The organism is Nocardiopsis oceanisediminis (assembly GCF_048595525.1).
Classification (GTDB): Bacteria; Actinomycetota; Actinomycetes; order Streptosporangiales; family Streptosporangiaceae; genus Nocardiopsis_A; species Nocardiopsis_A oceanisediminis.
In genome coordinates, this window is the sequence record NZ_JAFMZJ010000001.1 from 968,325 (window position 1) to 985,869 (window position 17,545).

Annotated in this window: 17 protein-coding genes; 13 read left to right on the forward strand and 4 right to left on the reverse strand. The window is 75.4% G+C overall.

Features of this window, described 5'->3' with window-relative positions; all coding sequences use genetic code 11:
• Positions 1-437: 437 nt before the first annotated feature.
• Positions 438-1,604, reverse strand: coding sequence for a hypothetical protein (locus J0910_RS04495; protein WP_420157245.1), 1,167 nt, complete (start codon positions 1,602-1,604; stop codon positions 438-440).
• Positions 1,605-1,809: 205 nt separating this feature from the next.
• On the reverse strand, positions 1,810-2,601 hold the full coding sequence (locus J0910_RS04500; protein WP_420157246.1) for a winged helix-turn-helix transcriptional regulator: 792 nt from the start codon (positions 2,599-2,601) through the stop codon (positions 1,810-1,812).
• Between the two features lie 111 nt (positions 2,602-2,712).
• On the opposite strand from J0910_RS04500, the gene J0910_RS04505 reads away from it, so the two are divergent.
• From J0910_RS04505 to J0910_RS04540, 8 genes are all read left to right on the forward strand, one after another.
• Positions 2,713-2,973: a MoaD/ThiS family protein gene (locus J0910_RS04505; protein WP_420157247.1), complete on the forward strand. Its 261-nt coding sequence runs from the start codon at positions 2,713-2,715 to the stop codon at positions 2,971-2,973.
• A gap of 141 nt (positions 2,974-3,114) precedes the next feature.
• Positions 3,115-3,336, forward strand: a complete 222-nt coding sequence (locus J0910_RS04510) for a glutaredoxin family protein (protein WP_420161884.1) — start codon at positions 3,115-3,117, stop codon at positions 3,334-3,336.
• 209 nt (positions 3,337-3,545) lie between these two features.
• Positions 3,546-4,250 (forward strand): redox-sensing transcriptional repressor Rex, encoded by a 705-nt coding sequence (locus tag J0910_RS04515; protein ID WP_420157248.1) that lies wholly within the window; start codon positions 3,546-3,548, stop codon positions 4,248-4,250.
• Positions 4,251-4,335: 85 nt separating this feature from the next.
• Positions 4,336-5,796, forward strand: coding sequence for a glutamyl-tRNA reductase (locus J0910_RS04520; RefSeq protein WP_420157249.1), 1,461 nt, complete (start codon positions 4,336-4,338; stop codon positions 5,794-5,796).
• The gene (hemC, locus tag J0910_RS04525) at positions 5,793-6,755 is read left to right on the forward strand and encodes a hydroxymethylbilane synthase (protein ID WP_420157250.1); all 963 of its coding nucleotides are present in this window, start codon (positions 5,793-5,795) and stop codon (positions 6,753-6,755) included. Before J0910_RS04520 ends, hemC begins: the two co-directional genes overlap by 4 nt.
• 27 nt (positions 6,756-6,782) lie before the next feature.
• Positions 6,783-8,453, forward strand: coding sequence for a bifunctional uroporphyrinogen-III C-methyltransferase/uroporphyrinogen-III synthase (locus tag J0910_RS04530; RefSeq protein ID WP_420157251.1), 1,671 nt, complete (start codon positions 6,783-6,785; stop codon positions 8,451-8,453).
• Between the two features lie 24 nt (positions 8,454-8,477).
• Positions 8,478-9,476 (forward strand): porphobilinogen synthase, encoded by a 999-nt coding sequence (gene hemB, locus J0910_RS04535; protein WP_420157252.1) that lies wholly within the window; start codon positions 8,478-8,480, stop codon positions 9,474-9,476.
• A gap of 93 nt (positions 9,477-9,569) precedes the next feature.
• The gene (locus J0910_RS04540) at positions 9,570-10,268 is read left to right on the forward strand and encodes a bifunctional DNA primase/polymerase (RefSeq protein WP_420157253.1); all 699 of its coding nucleotides are present in this window, start codon (positions 9,570-9,572) and stop codon (positions 10,266-10,268) included.
• Between the two features lie 395 nt (positions 10,269-10,663).
• Here J0910_RS04540 and rraA read toward each other — a convergent pair whose 3' ends face one another.
• Positions 10,664-11,164, reverse strand: coding sequence for a ribonuclease E activity regulator RraA (rraA, locus tag J0910_RS04545; protein WP_420157254.1), 501 nt, complete (start codon positions 11,162-11,164; stop codon positions 10,664-10,666).
• Positions 11,165-11,348: 184 nt separating this feature from the next.
• Here rraA and hemL point away from each other — a divergent pair, with 184 nt between their 5' ends.
• From hemL to J0910_RS04565, 4 genes are all read left to right on the forward strand, one after another.
• Complete coding sequence (gene hemL, locus J0910_RS04550; protein WP_420157255.1) at positions 11,349-12,641, forward strand: glutamate-1-semialdehyde 2,1-aminomutase; 1,293 nt, start codon at positions 11,349-11,351, stop codon at positions 12,639-12,641.
• 281 nt (positions 12,642-12,922) lie between these two features.
• On the forward strand, positions 12,923-13,558 hold the full coding sequence (locus J0910_RS04555; RefSeq protein ID WP_420157256.1) for a histidine phosphatase family protein: 636 nt from the start codon (positions 12,923-12,925) through the stop codon (positions 13,556-13,558).
• 166 nt (positions 13,559-13,724) lie between these two features.
• Complete coding sequence (locus J0910_RS04560) at positions 13,725-13,823, forward strand: 30S ribosomal protein bS22 (RefSeq protein ID WP_013155353.1); 99 nt, start codon at positions 13,725-13,727, stop codon at positions 13,821-13,823.
• Between the two features lie 88 nt (positions 13,824-13,911).
• Positions 13,912-14,874 (forward strand): NAD-dependent epimerase/dehydratase family protein, encoded by a 963-nt coding sequence (locus J0910_RS04565; RefSeq protein WP_420157257.1) that lies wholly within the window; start codon positions 13,912-13,914, stop codon positions 14,872-14,874.
• Positions 14,875-15,123: 249 nt separating this feature from the next.
• On the opposite strand, the gene J0910_RS04570 is transcribed toward J0910_RS04565, so the two are convergent.
• On the reverse strand, positions 15,124-15,906 hold the full coding sequence (locus J0910_RS04570; protein ID WP_420157258.1) for an HAD family hydrolase: 783 nt from the start codon (positions 15,904-15,906) through the stop codon (positions 15,124-15,126).
• Between the two features lie 195 nt (positions 15,907-16,101).
• Between J0910_RS04570 and J0910_RS04575 the strand changes: the two genes are divergently transcribed.
• The gene (locus J0910_RS04575) at positions 16,102-17,307 is read left to right on the forward strand and encodes a putative quinol monooxygenase (RefSeq protein ID WP_420157259.1); all 1,206 of its coding nucleotides are present in this window, start codon (positions 16,102-16,104) and stop codon (positions 17,305-17,307) included.
• Positions 17,308-17,545 lie beyond the last annotated feature (238 nt).

Sequence of the window (17,545 nt, forward strand, 5' to 3'; positions counted from 1 at the left end):
GGCGAAGAGGTCCCCATGACGTGGGCGCCCTCGGTGATCACCGGGCGAAGCTCCTTGCGGTAGACGACCTCGGTGGTGCGGGTGCTGCTGTGGCCGACCAGGCGGGCGATGTCCTCAGCCCGCCTCTCCGCAGGGCCGGGTCCCGGTGTCCTGCCCGTGCCGCTGCCGCTTCCCTGCTCTTCAGGGAGCGGGAGCAGGGGGCCGGGCCGTCTTCTCGCCGGCCTTCGGCGGCGCCGGGCCCGTCCTGGCGGGGCCGGCGGCGACCAGGGAGCATCGCAGGCAGGGGCGCGGCGCCGGGGCGGTATCGCGCCCGTGTCCACCGCTTCTTCCGCGCGCTCCGAGGGGTGAGCGGGGCCGGGCGCCCGGCCCCCGCTCGCTCTCGGCGGGCCGGGGCCGGGTGGCGGCCCCGACCGGGGCCGGGGAGCGGCGTCCCGGGGTCAGCCCTTGCGGCGGCGGCCGCGGTAGACGGTTCCGGTGCGGACCCGGCGGCCCGGGGCCATCGGGGCGGCGAAGAGCAGGGCCAACATCAGGACCAGCATCAGTACGGCCGGAGAGACGGCCGAGGTGAGCTGCTGCTCCTCGGCGGCGGCCCGCTCGGTGCCGTCGCCGCGGCCTGCGCCGGGGGCGACGGAGGGCAGGTCGGCCGGGTCGTCGGAGAGGCCGGGGGCGCCGGGGGAGAGCGAGGGCAGCGCCGGCGGGGCGGTCGGCAGCGACGGGCGGCCGCCCGGGGCGCCCGGGGTCAGGGGACCGGGCGGTGTGGAGCCGGGGCCGGGGACGCCGGGCAGTTCGGCGCGCTCGCGGTCGTCCGGCCGCCCTCCCTGCGGGCCGCCGCCCTGCGGGGAGGACGGGCGCTCCGGTGACGACGGCGTGCCGCCCGGCTTCTCTGGCTTCTCGGTCTTCTCGGTCTTCTCCGGCTCGCTCGGCTCCCCGGGCTTCTCCGGTTTCCCGGGCTCCTCCGGCTTCTCCGTCCCGCTCGGCTCCTCCGGTTCCCCGGGTTTCTCCGAGGGGTCGGGAGAGGGGGAGGGCGGGGGCTTCGAGGGGGACGTCGGCGGGTCCGTCGGGCTCGGGGTGGGCGTCGGCGTGGGCGTCGGAGTGGGGGTCGGCGTGGGCGTGGGTGTGGGAGTCGGCGTCGGCGTCGGCTCCGGGTCCTCTACGGCCACATCGGTCGAGGCGGCGGCGGGCAGCCGCTCCTCCTCGGGGACCGCCTCGCAGTCGCCGCCCTCGGGGGCGGGCGCGTAGAGCACGGTGGCGGTGACCCGGAGGCTCTCCTTCGGGGCCCCGGTGACCTCGGTGCTGAACGGCAGCTCGGCCGGGTCCCCCAGGGCGGGCTCGAAGCCGTTGTCCGCGGTCACGCCGTAGAGGCAGAGCCGTTCGGCGCCCTCCTGCGCGTCCAGGGTCAGCACGGCCTTCTCACCCGGGGCGACCGGCGGCCCGCTCGCGGTCAGGGAGAGCGGGAACGGCGCGGAGGCGAGCGCGGGCGGGGCGAAGGCGGCCAGGGTGCAGCCGACGAACGCGGTGGTCAGCGGGATGGCGGCGGGGATCCGGGGGAACGGCCGGCTCCGGCCGCTGCTCCGGGCGCCCGCGGGTCGCCGGCCGCTCGGCATGGGGTCGCCTCCTCGGGGGCCGTTCGGCGTTGGGCGTCGGTCCAGCATCTTAGGCAATCGGGGCGGCGAACACGAGGCCCACGGCCGGGCCCTTCATGAAGATCTTCCCTGTTGTCCGGCCTGTCGGGACCGCCCCGTTCTCCGCCGCGGGGTGCGGCCGGCCGGGGCGCCGCTCCGCGTCCCGGCCGGCCGCACCGCCGTTCCCTCAGCGCTTGGCCGACGCCCGGGGACGGGGGCTCCGCGGGGCCGGCGCGTCCCCGCCCCGCTCCTCGCCGGAGGCCTCGTCGGCCTCCTGGGAGCCGGAGCGGGCCGGGAAGTCCGGGACGAACCGGTAGCCGACGTTGCGCACCGTGCCGATCAGCGACTCGTACTCGCTGCCGAGCTTGGCGCGGAGCCGCCGCACGTGCACGTCGATGGTGCGGGTGCCGCCGAAGTAGTCGTAGCCCCAGACCTCCTGCAGCAGCTGGGCGCGGGTGAACACCCGGCCCGGGTGCTGGGCCAGGAACTTCAGCAGCTCGAACTCCTTGAAGGTGAGGTCGAGGATGCGCCCGCGCAGCCGGGCGATGTAGGTGGCCTCGTCGATGACCAGGTCGCCGCGGCGGATCTCGTCCGGGTCGTCCGGTCCGGCGTCGGCCTGGCCGACCGCCAGCCGGAGCCGGGCCTCGACCTCGGCCGGGCCCGCGGTGGCCAGCAGGAAGTCGTCCACCTGCCAGTCGGTGGTGAGCGCCGCGACGCCGCCCTCGGTGAGCACGGCGATCAGCGGGCAGTCCAGGCCGGTGGTGTCCAGCAGGCGGCAGAAGTTGCGCGCGGACGCGAGGTCGCTGCGGGCGTCGACGAGGACGGCGTCCACGGCCGACGCGCCGCGCTCGCCCCCCGCCGCGAGCAGCGCCCCGGGCTCCGCGGGCGCCACGCGCACCGAGTGCAGGAGCAGGCCGAGGGCGGGCAGGACATGGTCGGACGGTTCGTTGGAGTTCGTCAGCAGCAGCAGGTGGCTCATGCGTCTCTTCCCGTCACCCCGCCGAAGTCAGCGGTCGATCGAAGGCGCCATTGCCCCCGGTGGAGAATTAATCGAGTTCATGCCTCCGAGAAGCACAAGGATAATCAACCGATGCCGAGCGGAACCATCAGGTACTGGGCCGCGGCGAAAGAGGCCGCCGGCACCGCGGAGGAGCCCTACACCGCATCCACCCTGGCCGAGGCGCTGGAAGCCGCGCTGGGCAGGCGGTCCGGGGACGATCGGCTGGCCGCCGTGGTCCGCCGCTCCTCCTTCATCGTCGACGAGCGCCCGGTGGGAAAGCGGGACCACGGAGAGGTCTTCCTCACAGAGGGCGGAGTGGTCGAGGTTCTTCCCCCCTTTGCGGGAGGATGATCGGGAAACGCCGAATTCCGGCGTTCAGAAGGTGATTCGGGGTGCTCCGCCGAGAGCACGGTTCGCGAAGGAGGTCCGGTGGCCGACGGGGGACAGGGCGCGCGGGGAGCGGGGTCCGCGGGCGGCGCGCCGCGCATCACCATGCTCGGCAAGCACGGGTGCCACCTGTGCGAGGAGGCGCTGGAGGTGATCCGCAGGGTGTCCGCCGACACCGGCGCCGGATACACCGTCCGCTACCTGGAGGACGCCTCCCGGCAGGAGCGGGACGAGTACTGGGAGCGCATCCCGGTGACGTTCGTGGACGGCGCCCCGCACGACTTCTGGCGGGTCAGCGAGCGGCGGCTGCGGGCCGCGCTGGACTGACCGGGCGCCGGTCCCGGAGGGCCCGCCGGGCGCGGCGGGCGGGAGGGGAGGCCCACTTTGTGCGTGCTTTCACAAGGGCGTAATCTGAGGGTCAAATTACGCCGCCGCCGGGGTCCCGCCGGACGCGCCGCGCGCGCATGGGAGACCATCGGACGGTGGCGGTTCGACCTCCGCAGGCCCAGACGACCGCAGCTCAGGAGCGCCCGACCGTGACCCCTCGTTCGACCCGGCCCCGGGAGAGGGGCATACCGGAGGCCACGGTCGCCCGGCTCCCGGTCTACCTGCGCGCCCTGCAGGGCCTGGCCGAGCGCGGCATCCTCACCGTCTCATCGGAGGCCCTGGCCTCCGCGGCCGGGGTGAACTCCGCCAAGCTCCGCAAGGACCTCTCCCACCTCGGGTCGTACGGGACCCGCGGCGTCGGCTACGACGTCGACTACCTCGTCTACCAGATCTCCCGTGAGCTCGGTCTCACCCAGGACTGGTCGGTGGCCATCGTCGGCGCCGGCAACCTGGGCCGCGCACTGGCCAACTACGGGGGGTTCGGCACCCGCGGGTTCCGCATCGCGGCCCTGCTCGACGCCGACGAGGGCGTCGTCGGGGACGAGGTGGCGGGCCTGCGCGTCGGGCATATCGACACGCTGGAGGACGTCGTCTCCGCGGAGAGGGTCTCGATCGGGGTGATCGCCGTGCCCGCCGTGGCCGCGCAGGGCGTGTGCGACCGCTTCGTCGAGGCCGGGGTGACGAGCGTGCTCAACTTCGCACCGGTGGTCCTGAATGTGCCTCCGGCCGTCGATGTGCGTAAGGTCGATCTATCCATCGAACTGCAGATCCTCGCCTTCCACGCCCAGAGGAAGGCGGACGGCCGGGCGACCGCACCGCCCGGAGGACGGATCGGCGCGAAGGAGAAGGCGTGACCGCCCCCGGCGGCACCGCCTGTGAGGCCATGCAGTACGCGGCCGGTGGCACGGCCGTATCCGCGATCACCGCATAGGAGTGCAGATGAGTGTCCTCGCCGTGGGGCTGAGCCACCGCAGCTCGCCCGTGGCGCTGCTGGAGCGCGCCGCCCTGGACGGTGAAGAGCGGCTCAAGCTCATGGCGGAGATGACCGGCTCCTCGGTGATCGACGAAGTGATGATGGTCTCCACCTGCAACCGCACCGAGATCTACGCCGAAGTCGGCAAGTTCCACCCGGCGCTCACCGAGGTCATCGGGAGGCTGTCCGAGCGGACCGGGATCTCCACCGCCGAGCTCACCGAGCACGCCTACGTGCACTACGAGGACCGCGCGGTCCAGCACCTGTTCTCGGTCGCCTGCGGACTCGACTCGATGGTCGTCGGCGAGGGCCAGATCCTCGGCCAGGTGCGCAACGCGCTCAAGGACGCCCAGCACGGCGGCACCCTCGGCCGGGTCCTCAACGACCTCGGCCAGCGCGCGCTGCGGGTCGGCAAGCGCGCCCACACCGAGACCCACCTGGACCACGCCGGCGCCGACATGGTCACCCTCGGCCTGGAGGTGGCGCTGGACCGGCTCCGCCCGAGCGGCGCCCCCGCCGCGGCGGCCGCCCCGGCCGCCTGCCCCGCCGCCGGAACCGCGGTCGCCGACGCCGCCGCCGACGTCGCGGCCGCGCTCCCCGAGCCGGGCCCGCTCACCGGGCTGCGGGTGCTGGTGCTCGGCGCCGGCTCGATGAGCGCCCTGGCCGCCAACACCGTCGCCCGGCTGGGCGCCTCCGCGGTGACCGTCGCCAACCGCACCGCCGAGCGCGCCGAGCGGCTCGCCGAGTGCCTCACCGAGGCCTACGAGCCGATCCGCAGCCGCGCGGTGCCGTTCACCGAGGCCGCCGCCGAGCTGCCCGCCGTCGACCTGGTCGTCTCCTGCACCGGCGCACAGGGCCTGGTGCTCACCGCCGCCGACGTGCGCTCCGCACTGGCCGGCGCGCCGCGCGGCGGCCGCCCGCTGGTCCTGCTCGACCTGGCGCTCCCGCGCGACGTCGACGAGGAGGTGCGCGCCCTGGACGGCGTGCACCTGGTCGACATCGAGGACCTCCGGCAGGCCGCGGCGGCCGGCGCGGGCGGCGCCGGCGGGCGCACCGGGGCGATCTCCCTGGTCCGCGAGATCGTGGACGAGGAGGTCGCCGAGTACCGGTCGGTGCGCCGCGCCGACGAGGTCGCGCCGACCGTGGTCGCGCTGCGCGCGCACGCCGGCGAGGTGGTCGCCGCCGAGCTGGCCCGGCTGGAGAACCGGCTGCCCGGCCTCGGCGAGAAGGAGCGCGAGGAGGTCTCCCGCGCCCTGCGCCGCACCGTCGACAAGATCCTGCACCGGCCGACGGTCCGGGTGAAGGAGCTCGCGGCCCGGCCCGGCGGGGACAGCTACGGCGCGGCGCTCCGCGAACTGTTCGACCTGGACCCCGCGGCCCCGGAAGCGGTGGCCCGGCCCGAGACCGTCCCCGGGGAGGACGCATGACCTCCGCAGCCGCCGCCCGCCTGGGCACCCGGCGCAGCAACATGGCCACCACCCAGTCCGGGCTGGTCGCCCGCGCCATCACCGAGCGCACCGGCGTCCCGGTCGAGCTGGAGCTGATCACCAGCTTCGGCGACGTCACCAAGGCGCACCTCACCCAGCTCGGCGGCACCGGCGTGTTCGTCAACGCGCTCCGCGACGAGCTGCTGGCCGACACCGTCGACTTCGCGGTGCACTCGCTCAAGGACCTGCCCACCGCGCCCGCCGACGGCCTGGTGCTGGCCGCCATCACCGAGCGGGACGACCCGCGCGACGCGCTGTGCGCCCGCGACGGCCTCGCCTTCGAGGAGCTGCCGGCCGGGGCGCGGATCGGCACCGGCTCGCCGCGCCGCGTCGCCCAGCTGGCCGCCCTCCGCCCCGACCTGGTCTACGTGCCGATCCGCGGCAACGCCGAGACCCGGCTGGGCAAGGTCGCCTCCGGCGAGGTGGACGCGGTGGTGCTCGCCTACGCCGGGCTGGTCCGGGTGGGCCGGGTCGGCGACGTCACCGACGTGTTCGACCCGGACCGGATGCTGCCCGCCCCGGGCCAGGGCGCGCTGGCCGTGGAGTGCCGCACCGAGCGGGCCGGCGCCGACCTGTCCTACCTGTCCTCGGTGGACCACGCGCCCACCCGGCTGGCGGTCACCGCGGAGCGGACCGTCCTGGCCGAACTGGAGGCCGGGTGCGCCGCCCCGGTCGGCGCGTACGCCACCTACGCCGGCGGGCGGCTGCGGCTGCGCGCCGCGGTGGTCTCCACCGACGGCACCCAGGCCGTCCGCGGCGAGAGCGGCGCCGAGGTCGAGGCCGACCCCGCGTCGCTGAAGGCCGCGGCCGACCTCGGGCGGGAACTGGCCCGGTCGATGATCGCCGACGGCGCCGACCGCATCGTGGCGGATGCGGCCGCCGGCGGCACCGCCGACTGAGCACGTCCGAAGCGAGAAAGGCGGACCATGAATCCCCAGAGCGAGGAGCCGCGGCCCGGGACCGGAACGGTCTCCCTGGTCGGCATCGGACCCGGCGACGCCGGGCTGCTCACGCTGCGCGGCGCCGAGGTGCTCGCCGAGGCCGACGTCGTCATCACCGCCCGCGAGCCCGGCCCGGAGATGGCCAAGCACCGCGCGCCGCTGCTCGCGCACTGCCGCGACGGCGTCCAGGTGATCGACCCCGAGCAGGTCGCCGAGGAGATCGACACCACCGCGGTGCGCCACGCCGAGCAGGGCCGCAGGGTCGTCCGGCTGTACAGCGGCGACCCGTTCCTGGGCTGCCGGGGCGACCGGCTGGCCGACGCCTGCCGCGCCGCCGGCGTGGACGTCGAGGTCGTCCCCGGCGTCTCCTCGGTGACCGGGGTGCCCGCCTTCGCCGGCGTCCCGCTGATGCCGCCCGGCGTCAGCGAGCTGCGGGTGGTCAACGCCCGCGAGGACAAGGTCGACTGGCCGCGGCTGGCCGCCGACCTCGCCGAGCGGGACGACGCCGTGCTCGCCGTGTTCTTCCCCGAGGTGCCCGACGACGGCGGGCGCAGCGGCACCGGTTTCGACTGGCTGGTCAAGACGCTGACCGCCGGCGGCCACCCGGGCACCACCCCGGTCGCGGTCACCCGGATGGGCGCCACCACCGAGCAGTCCACCATCCGCTCCACGCTCTCCCGGCTCACCGCGGAGATGAAGGCCGCCGACGCCAAGGGGCACAACATCACCGCCCCGGCGCTGTTCATGATGGGCCCCGGCGTGGCCCGCCAGGCCGAGCTGTCCTGGTACGAGAGCAAGCCGCTGTTCGGCTGGCGGGTGCTGGTGCCGCGCACCAAGGAGCAGGCCGCCGGCCTCTCCGAGCAGCTGCGCGGCTACGGCGCGGTGCCCGAGGAGGTGCCCACCATCTCGGTGGAGCCGCCGCGCACCCCGCAGCAGATGGAGCGCGCGGTCCGCGGCCTGGTCACCGGCCGCTACCAGTGGGTGGCGTTCACCTCGGTCAACGCGGTCCGGGCGATCCGCGAGCGGTTCGAGGAGTACGGGCTGGACGCCCGCGCCTTCGCCGGGGTGAAGGTCGCCGCGGTGGGCGAGCAGACCGCGGCCCGGCTGCGCGAGTTCGGCATCCAGCCGGACCTGGCGCCGCCCGAGGACAAGCAGTCCGGCGCCGGCCTGGTCGAGGTCTGGCCGCCCTACGACGCCGAGCTCGACCCGATCGAGCGGGTGCTGCTGCCGCGCGCCGACATCGCCACCGAGACGCTCTCCGCCGGCCTCGCCGACCTGGGCTGGGAGGTCGACGACGTGACCGCCTACCGGACGGTGCGCGCGGCCCCGCCGCCCGCCCCGGTCCGCGAGGCGATCAAGGGCGGCGCGTTCGACGCGGTCCTGTTCACCTCCTCCTCCACGGTGCGCAACCTGGTCGGCATCGCCGGCAAGCCGCACAACACCACGGTGATCGCGGTGATCGGCCCGGAGACGGAGAAGACCGCGCTGGAGTTCGGGCTGCGGGTCGACGTGGTCGCGCCCAAGGCGTCGGTTTCCGCCCTCGCGGAGGCGGTTTCGGAGTACGGTGCCAAGCAGCGGGCCGAGGCCCTGGCGGCGGGCAAGCCCGCCCTCAAGCCGAGCCAGAAGCGGCGCGGACGCCGCCGCAAGGCCCTGTGATCAGGGGCCCGGTGAAGTAAGACGATGGAGGACCGTCCCGTGAACGCCCGCTTCCCCGCAGCGCGGCCCCGCCGGCTGCGCCGCACCCCGGCGCTGCGCCGGCTGGTGGCCGAGACCCGTCTGCACCCCTCCGAGCTCATCCTGCCCATGTTCGTCAAGGAGGGCATCGACGCGCCCAACCCGGTGTCGTCCATGCCCGGCGTGTTCCAGCACACCCCGGACAGCCTGCGCAAGGCCGCCGAGGAGGCGGTCGAGGCCGGGGTCGGCGGCATCATCCTGTTCGGCATCCCCGCCGCCAAGGACGAGCGCGGCTCCGCCGCCGACGACCCCGACGGCGTGGTGCAGAAGGCGCTCCGCGACCTCTCCTCCGACCTCGGCGGGGACATCGCGGTCATGGCCGACCTGTGCCTGGACGAGTACACCTCGCACGGCCACTGCGGCCTGCTCACCGCCTCCGGCGAGGTGGACAACGACGCCACCCTGGAGCGCTACGCCTCCATCGCCGTCGCCCAGGCCGAGGCGGGCGTGCAGGTCGTCGGCCCGAGCGGGATGATGGACGGCCAGGTCGCCGCGATCCGCGCCGCGCTGGACGGGGCCGGCCACCACGAGGTGGCGATCCTGGCCTACGCCGCCAAGTACGCCTCCGCGTTCTACGGCCCCTTCCGGGAGGCCGCCGAGGGCGCGCCGCAGTTCGGCGACCGCACCGGCTACCAGCAGGACCCGGCCAACGCCGCCGAGGCGCTGCGCGAGGTGGAGCTGGACGTCGCCGAGGGCGCCGACATGGTCATGGTCAAACCGGGCCTGGCCTACCTGGACATCGTCGCGAAGGTCGCCGCGTCCTGTCCGGTGCCCGTCTCCGCCTACCAGGTGAGCGGCGAGTACGCGATGGTCGAGGCGGCCGCGGAGAAGGGCTGGCTGGACCGCGAGCGGGCGATCATGGAGACGCTGCTCGCCTTCCGCAGGGCGGGGGCGGCGCAGATCCTCACCTATTGGGCCGTAGAGGCCGCGCGCATGCTGCGCTGAGGGCCGGAACGACCGGGAGGCACCCGGGCGGGACGGCGCGAAGCGGCCCCGCACCGGGTGGCAGAGACGACACGGAGCGGGGAGGCGGAAACGATGGCCGACGTACTCAACCGGCGGCGCCGCAGGCACGGGCGCCAGGCCGGGGGGAAGCAGAGCAGCAGGATGGACGCGGCCCTGGAGTACGCCTCCCTGGGGTGGCCGGTCTGCCGGGGCGCCTCCCCCTCCTCGGACGGGGCGCGCGCCTGCGGCTGCGACCGGATGGGCTGTCCGGCCCCGGCCGAGCATCCGGTGTCGGCGGCCTGGGCGGTGGAGGCCACCACCGACCCCGACACGATCCGCCGCTGGTGGACCGCGGCCCCCGAGGCCAACGTGATCCTGCCGACCGGCCGCGTCTTCGACGTCTTCGACGTGCCGGCCGGCGCCGGGGTGATGGCCCTGGCCCGGATGGACCGCGCCGGCACCCGGCCGGGCCCGGTCGCCGCGGTCGACGCGCAGCGCTACCTGTTCTTCGTGGCCACCCGCTCCCCGGCGGACGAGGACGAGTGGTGGTCCTGCCACCTCGACTGCGTCCCGGAGGCCGTGGAGGAGACGCCCGGCCTCCGCTGGCACTGCCGGAACAGCTACGTGCTGGCCGCCCCCTCGCCGCTTCCCTCGGGCGGCGGCGCCTCCTGGATCCGCCCGCCCCGCCTCGGCACGTCCCCCTCCGGTCCCCTCACCGCCCCCGCCGAACTCCCCGACCCGATCGCCGTCCTGGCGGTCCTCGCCGACGCCTGCGAGGAGTTCACCGCCTGACCCCTCCCCGGAGGCCCCTTCCCGCCCGGCCGGGGGACGGCCGGAGCCGGGGAGCGCGGAGCCCCGGCCGGGGGCGCCCGCCCCCTTTCGGTCCGGGCCCGGCACCCGATGTACTGGACGGGGCGCCCGCGAGCGGGGCGCCGGCCTGCTGAGCGGTACCGCCCCCGCCGCGCCCTTTTCCCGCCGCCGACCGCCCGGGGGGCGCCGCGCCCCGCGGACGGCGCGGCCATCGGAGCCGGCGGGCCCGAACGGGCTCCCGCTCCGCCCCGTGCTCTCCTCGCCGCTCCCGGGCGGCGCCTCCGCGCCCCGCGGGGCTCACCGCCGAGCGGCGGCGGAGGGCGGCCGCCCTCCCGGACCGGTGCGCTTCCGGGCCGGCGGCCCCGCGGCGCCGGGCGTCAGCCCTTCTTCGGCGGGTCCAGCCGCTGCTCGCTGACGAGGATGCCGTCCTCGTCGCTGTAGAGCCAGGCCTCGGGGGTGAAGACCACGCCGCCGAAGGCGATCGGCGCGTCCAGCAGGCCGGCACCGGACTTGGCGGACTTGCGCGGGTTGGACCCGAGCGCCTTGACGCCGAGGTCGAGCCCTGCCAGCGCGGCGACGTCGCGGACCGCGCCGTTGATCACCACCCCGGCCCAGCCGTTCTTCTCGGCGGCCGCGGCGATCATGTCGCCCATCAGCGCGGTGCGCAGCGAGCCGCCGCCGTCCACCACCAGCACCCAGCCCTCGCCGGGCTGGTTGAGCTGCTCCTTCACCAGCGCGTTGTCCTCGTGGCACTTGATCGTGGCGATCGGGCCGTGGAACGCGGACCGCCCGCCGAAGGACCGGAACTGCAGCTCGCAGCTCTGCAGCGCGTCCCCGTGCTCGTCGATCAGGTCGGCTGTGGCGAACACCTCGTTCATCGGGCTCCCTCGGATGCGCGTGGGGCGGTGGCGCGGGCCGCCCCGGGCCCGCGCACGCTGTCCCCGAAACGCTATCCGGGCCGGCCCGGTCCGCCGCGCCCGCCCCCGCCGCCCCGCCACCCGGCCCCGGGGCCCGGCGGGGAGGCGGCGCGGAGCGGGCCGGAAGCGGTGCCACACTGGATCCGTGGCTACACATCAGACTTCCGTTGAGCTGTTCGAACGCGCCGGCGCCGTGGTGCCCGGGGCGGTCAACTCCCCCGTGCGCGCCTTCGGCGCGGTCGGCGGGACGCCGCCCTTCATGGCCTCCGGGAACGGCCCGTACCTGACCGACGTGGACGGCAACACCTACGTCGACCTGATCTGCTCCTGGGGGCCGCTGCTGCTGGGGCACACCCACCCGGCGGTCGTCGACGCGCTGCAGGAGGCCGCCGCGCACGGCACCTCCTTCGGCGCGCCCAGCCCCGGCGAGGTGGAGCTGGCCGAGGAGATCACCGCGCGCACCCCGGTGCAGAAGGTCCGCCTGGTCAACTCCGGGACCGAGGCGACCATGTCGGCGATCCGGCTGGCCCGCGGCGCCACCGGCCGCAGCAAGGTGGTGAAGTTCGCCGGCAACTACCACGGCCACGTCGACGCGCTGCTGGCCGCCGCCGGCTCGGGGGTGGCGACCTTCGCGCTGCCCGACTCGCCCGGCGTCACCGGGGCCAGCGCCGCCGACACCCTGGTGCTGCCCTACAACGACATCGAGGCGGTGGAGCGGGCCTTCGCCGAGTCCGGCGACGAGATCGCCTGCGTGATCGCCGAGGCCTGCCCGGCCAACATGGGCATCGTGCCGCCCAAGGACGGCTTCAACGCGAAGCTGCGGGAGATCACCCGCCGGCACGGCGCGCTGCTGGTGCTGGACGAGGTCCTCACCGGCTTCCGGGTCTCCCGCTCCGGCTGGTACGGCCTGGAGGGCGTCGAGCCCGACCTGACCACCTTCGGCAAGGTGATGGGCGGCGGGCTGCCCGCCGCGGCCTTCGGCGGCCGCGCCGACCTGATGGACCAGCTGGCCCCGACCGGCCCGGTCTACCAGGCCGGCACCCTGTCCGGGAACCCGCTGGCGACCGCCGCGGGCCTGGCGACGCTGCGCAACGCCACCGACGAGGTCTACGCGCACATCGACCGGGTGTCCGCGCAGGTCTCCGACGCCGCGGAGAAGGCGCTCGGCGCGGCCGGGGTGCCGCACCGGGTGCAGCGCGGCGGCAACCTGTTCACCGTGTTCTTCACCGACGCCGAGGTCACCGACTTCGACGGCGCCCGCGCCCAGCACCTCCAGCGCTACTCGGCGTTCTTCCACGCCATGCTGGAGCAGGGCGTCTACCTGCCGCCCGCGGCGTTCGAGGCGTGGTTCTTCTCCGCCGCCCACGACGAGGAGGCCGTCGGCCGGGTGCTGGCCGCGCTGCCCCGCGCCGCGGAGGCCGCCGCCCGGGTGCCCTAGCCGCCGCCGGGCGCCGCGCCGGCCCCTCCCGGCCGCCGCCCCCGGTGCCGCCGGGGCCGGCGCGGGAGGCCCGCCGCGGCGCCCGCCCCGGCGCCGTCCGCGCTCGTCGGAGGCGGTCCGGTCCGCTGGGACGGGGATTAAACCCAGGGTCTAGGGTTGTTATCGACCCTGGTTCCGGACGGCGGTCCCGGAACCGGGCGGTTCCAGAGCCGGGCGAGGCCGGGGAGGGCGCCTCCCGCGGCCGCCCCACCCTGTGCGACCCGAAGGGAAACCATCGGCCGATGACCACGACCACCGTCGTCCACCTCCTGCGCCACGGCGAGGTGCACAACCCCGGGGCGATCCTCTACGGGCGCCTCCCCGACTTCCACCTCAGTGAGAACGGGACGGCGATGGCCGACCTGGCCGCCAAGTGGTTCGAGGGGCGCGACGTCGCCGCACTGCACTCCTCGCCGCTGGAGCGGGCCCAGGAGACCGCCGCGCCGCTCGCCGCCGCGACCGGCCTGGACGTGCGCCTGGACGACCGGCTGATCGAGGCCGCCAACCGGCTGGAGGGGCGGCACGTGTCCGCGCGCTCGCTGCGCGACCCCTCGCTCTTCCGCCACCTGTACAACCCGTTCCAGCCGTCCTGGGGCGAGCCCTACCGGCGGATCGTCACCCGGATGGTCGACGTGGTCAAGCACGCCCGCAAGGAGGCGTGGGGGCGCGAGGCGGTCTGCGTCAGCCACCAGCTGCCGATCTGGATGGCGCGGATGGCCGCCGAGCGCAAGCGGCTCTGGCACCGCCCGGACCGCAGGCAGTGCAACCTGGCCAGTGTGACCTCACTCACCTTCGAGGACCAGCGCCTGGTCAGCGTGGGCTACACCGAGCCCGCGGCGGAGCTGTACGGCTCCGATCCGGTGCTGCCGGGCGCGTGACGCGCCTGGTGCATGCACCGACGGGGGAGAGGGTAGGCTGGTCCTTCGGGTGCGGTGACCGCGCCGGCGGGACCGCCCGCGCAGCCGCACTCCCCCGATCGCCCCTGGCGCCTCTGGTGCTTGAGGGCCGTCATGTCCTCGATGTCTTCTGCGAGAAGGTGATCGCATGGGTTCCGTGATCAAGAAGCGCCGCAAGCGCATGGCCAAGAAGAAGCACCGCAAGCTGCTCAAGCGCACCCGCGTCGCGCGCCGCAACAAGAAGTAGAAGTAGGACCGTCTCTCCGCCGACGCCTGCGGCCGACGCGGAGAAATCCCCCTCTTCCACGATTCCCGATCTGCGGAGGCGTGAGGCCATGGGCCGCGTCGTTCTCGTCACCGGTGTCTCCCGGTACCTGGGTGCCAGGGTCGCCGAACAACTGAGCGCCGACCCCGGGGTGGACCGGGTCGTCGCGATCGACTCCGCCGCGGTGGCCCGGCCGCTCGGCACCGCCGAGTTCACCCGGGTGCGGCTGCACGACGACAGCATCAGCGCGGCCCTGCGCGATTCGGACGCGGACACCGTGGTGCACCTCGGCTTCGCCGAGGCGCCCCGGGGCCGCGGCGGCCGCCGCCGGACCCCCTCCGGCGGCAACGTCCTGGGTACCATGCAGCTGCTCAACGCCTGCCAGCGGTCCGGCACCGCCCAGCGGCTGGTGGTGCGCTCCAGCGCCGCCGTCTACGGCAGTTCGGACCCCGGTGCCCCGTGCACCGAGGAGCTCGGCTCCCGGGAGGTTCCGCGCTCGGCCTACGCCCAGGACGCGGCCGAGGTGGAGCGCTACACCCGGACGCTGGCCCGGCGCCGCCCCGACCTCTCGGTGGCGGTGCTCCGCTTCGCCAGCCTCATCGGCCCCGCCATGGAGACCCCGCTGACCCGGTACTTCGGGCTGCGGGTGGTGCCCACGGTGCGCGGCTACGACCCGCACATGCAGTTCATCCACTCCGAGGACGGGGTGGAGGCGGTGCGCCGGACGGCCCTCGGCGGCGACGGCGGCGGCGCCCTGGACGGCGTGTTCAACGTCGCCGCCCCCGGCTCGCTGCCGCTCTCGCACTGCCTGCGCCGGGTGGGCGGCCGCCGGTTCGCCGTCCCCGAGCGCGGCCTGCGGATGCTGCGCGGGATCGCCCGCCGCACCGAGCTGGACTACTCGCCCGAGCAGCTCCGCCTGCTCTGCTGCGACCGGGTCCTGGACCACGGGAAGCTGGAGCGCGCGCTGGGCTGGAGCCCCTCCTACACCTCGCAGGAGGCCTTCGAGAGCTACCTGGCGGCCGCGGCGGCCTGACCGCGCCCTTCCCCTCTCCCCTTCTTCTCCGCGCCTCTTCCCGGTGCCCCGCGCCGATGCCGCCGCGCCGGAGAGCCGGGGCGCGCCTGCCGCCGCCGGGCCGGATCGTTGATGGGAGACCGTCCCAGGGCGATGATCTTGACGTTGCGGGGCCATCAGAGCGCTCTGACGGCCCCGCAACGTCAAGATCATCGGAGGAGGGGCGGGGCCGGGGGCTGCTGCGGCGGCCGCCCCTTTCCCGCCGGCGGTCTAGCGGCGGGAGCGGCGCACCGCGCCCACCGCGAAGCCGCCGACCAGGGCGCCGGCCGCGGCGGCCGGGACGCCCACCCGCAGCGCCGCGCGGTGCCGCCGGAACTCGTGCACCGGCCAGCCGTGCGCCAGCGCGTACCTGCGCAGCCGGTCGTCGGGGTTGACCGCGTTGGGGCGGCCCACCTCGCCGAGGAGCGGCAGGTCGTTGGCGGAGTCGCTGTAGGCGGTCGAGGAGGCCAGGTCCAGCCCCTCCCGCTCGGCCAGCTCGCGCACGGCCGCGGCCTTGGCCGGCCCGTGCATCATCTCGCCGATGAGCCGCCCGGTGTACACCCCGTCGGCGGTCTCGGCGATCGTGCCGATCGCCCCCTCCAGGCCGAGCCGGCGCCGGATGATGTCGGCCAGCTCCACCGGGGTGGCGGTGACCAGCCAGACCCGGTCGCCGGCCCGCAGGTGGCGCTGGATCAGCGCGCGCGAGCCCTCCCAGATCCGGTCGGACATGGTCTCGTCGTAGATCTCCTCGCAGAGCTCGACGAGGTCGTCGACCCGGTACCCGGCGACGAAGGCGAGCGCCGCCTCGCGGGCGGCGTCCATGTGCTCGCGGCGCTCGTTGCCGCCGACCCGGAAGACCAGCTGGCCCCAGCCGAAGCGGAGCAGGTCGCGGGTGGTGAACAGGTCGCGGGCGGCGAGCCCGCGGGCGAAGTGGTAGATCGACGCTCCGCGCATCAGCGTGTTGTCGACATCGAAGAAGGCCGCGCGGTGGCGTCCAGGGGTTCGGCCCGGCATGGCATCGAGCCTATGGCCCGGCCGGAGGCGCCCGGCGCCGGGGAGGGGGCGCCGACCGTGTCGTGATGTAACTCACAGCATGAACGGCGATGCAGGTGATCGCGGTGTGCCGGGCTGCGCGTTCCGCCCCCCGGACGGGGGTCGCGGCGCCCGCCGATTCACGTTCACTCCTCCGCGTGCAGCATGATTAGCGGGATGGTCGAGGTAGCACTGGCATTCGTCTGCGCCCTGGTCGCATGGAGCGCCGCGGCGGCGCTGATCGCGCGCGCCCTGCGTGAGCCGCGCACCTACGCGAAGGTGCTGGCAGGTTCCGCGGGGTCGGTCGCGGTCGCGCTGAGCGCCGCGTTCATCGGGGCGCTTCTCGATTTCTCCGGTCCGACGTTCCGCCTCCTGCAGATCGGCGCGGGCCTGCTCGGCCCGCTCCTCGCCGCGTGGGGGGCGGCCGAGTACGCGGTGGCCTCCGCTCGGGCGCGGTTCGGGCTGCGCCTGGGCGTGGCCGTGCTGTCGGTGGTCCCGGTGGTGGTCCTGGCGCTGGACCCGGTCCGCGGGAACTTCGACAAGGACTACCCGGCGATGTCGGACCACTACGACCTCATCCCGGGGATCGCACTGGGCGCGGTGCACGTCTTCTCCGTCGGCCTGCTCCTGGCCTGCGCCGTTCTGGCCGTGCGCGCCGAGGGGCGGCGCACCGCGAACCACCGGCTCTCGGTGGTCGGGCTGATCGCGCTGGCCGTGCTGCTGGAGATCACCGTCACCCGGCTCGGCCTGGGCATGCTGGGGCAGGTGCTGATGGCGGGCGCGCTCGGCGCGCTGTGGACCGGCTTCCTCCGCGCGCAGAACCCGCCCGAGGAGCCCAGAGGCCGCCGCCGGGGCCGCCGGCGCAGCGGTGCGCCGCGCTCCGGCGGCGACGACCTGGACGAGCACGACCGAGAAGACCCGGACGAGGGAGACGACGAGGTGTGGGGACGGCGCCGCAAGCGGACCGAGGACGACCACTACGACGACGACGGCTACGGCGACGGCTATGACGGCGGCTACGACGAGCCGCCCGCCCCGCGGGCGCCGTCCAGGCTGCGCGGCGTCATCACCATCTACACGCTGGCCGAGGGCGGTGCGGACGGCTTCGACGACTGCGCGGACCTGGTCGTGGACGAGGTCGCCCGGCGGGAGCCGGACACCCTGCTGTTCGCCTGCCACACCGTGCCCAGCGCCCCGCTGCAGCGCATCGTCTACGCGATCTACCGGGACGAACTCGCGCTGGAGGAGCACGAGCAGCAGCCGCACGTCCGCGAGTTCTCCCGCCGCTCGGGGCAGTTCGTCACCGCGACCAACGTCATCGAGCTGGCCCTGTCGGGGGCGTCGGCCACCGACAACCTCGCCGACATGCTGATGCCCCGCTAGCCCGCCGGCCGGGCCCGGGTCCTCCCCTCCGCGATCCCCGGGGAGGAGGGCGGGGGAGCCGGGCCCCGCGGCCCCTCCCGGGCCGTTCCCGCCGTGCGGGGCCGCTCTTCCCCGCCGGTTCGCCCGCCGTTCGGCGGGGCGTTCCGGCCCGGCGGCCGGAAGCCCTCCGGCGGCCGGTTAGGCTCGTACGGCCGCCCGGCTCCGGGCGCCCCGCGCCGCAGGTCGGGGCCTCGGCGCA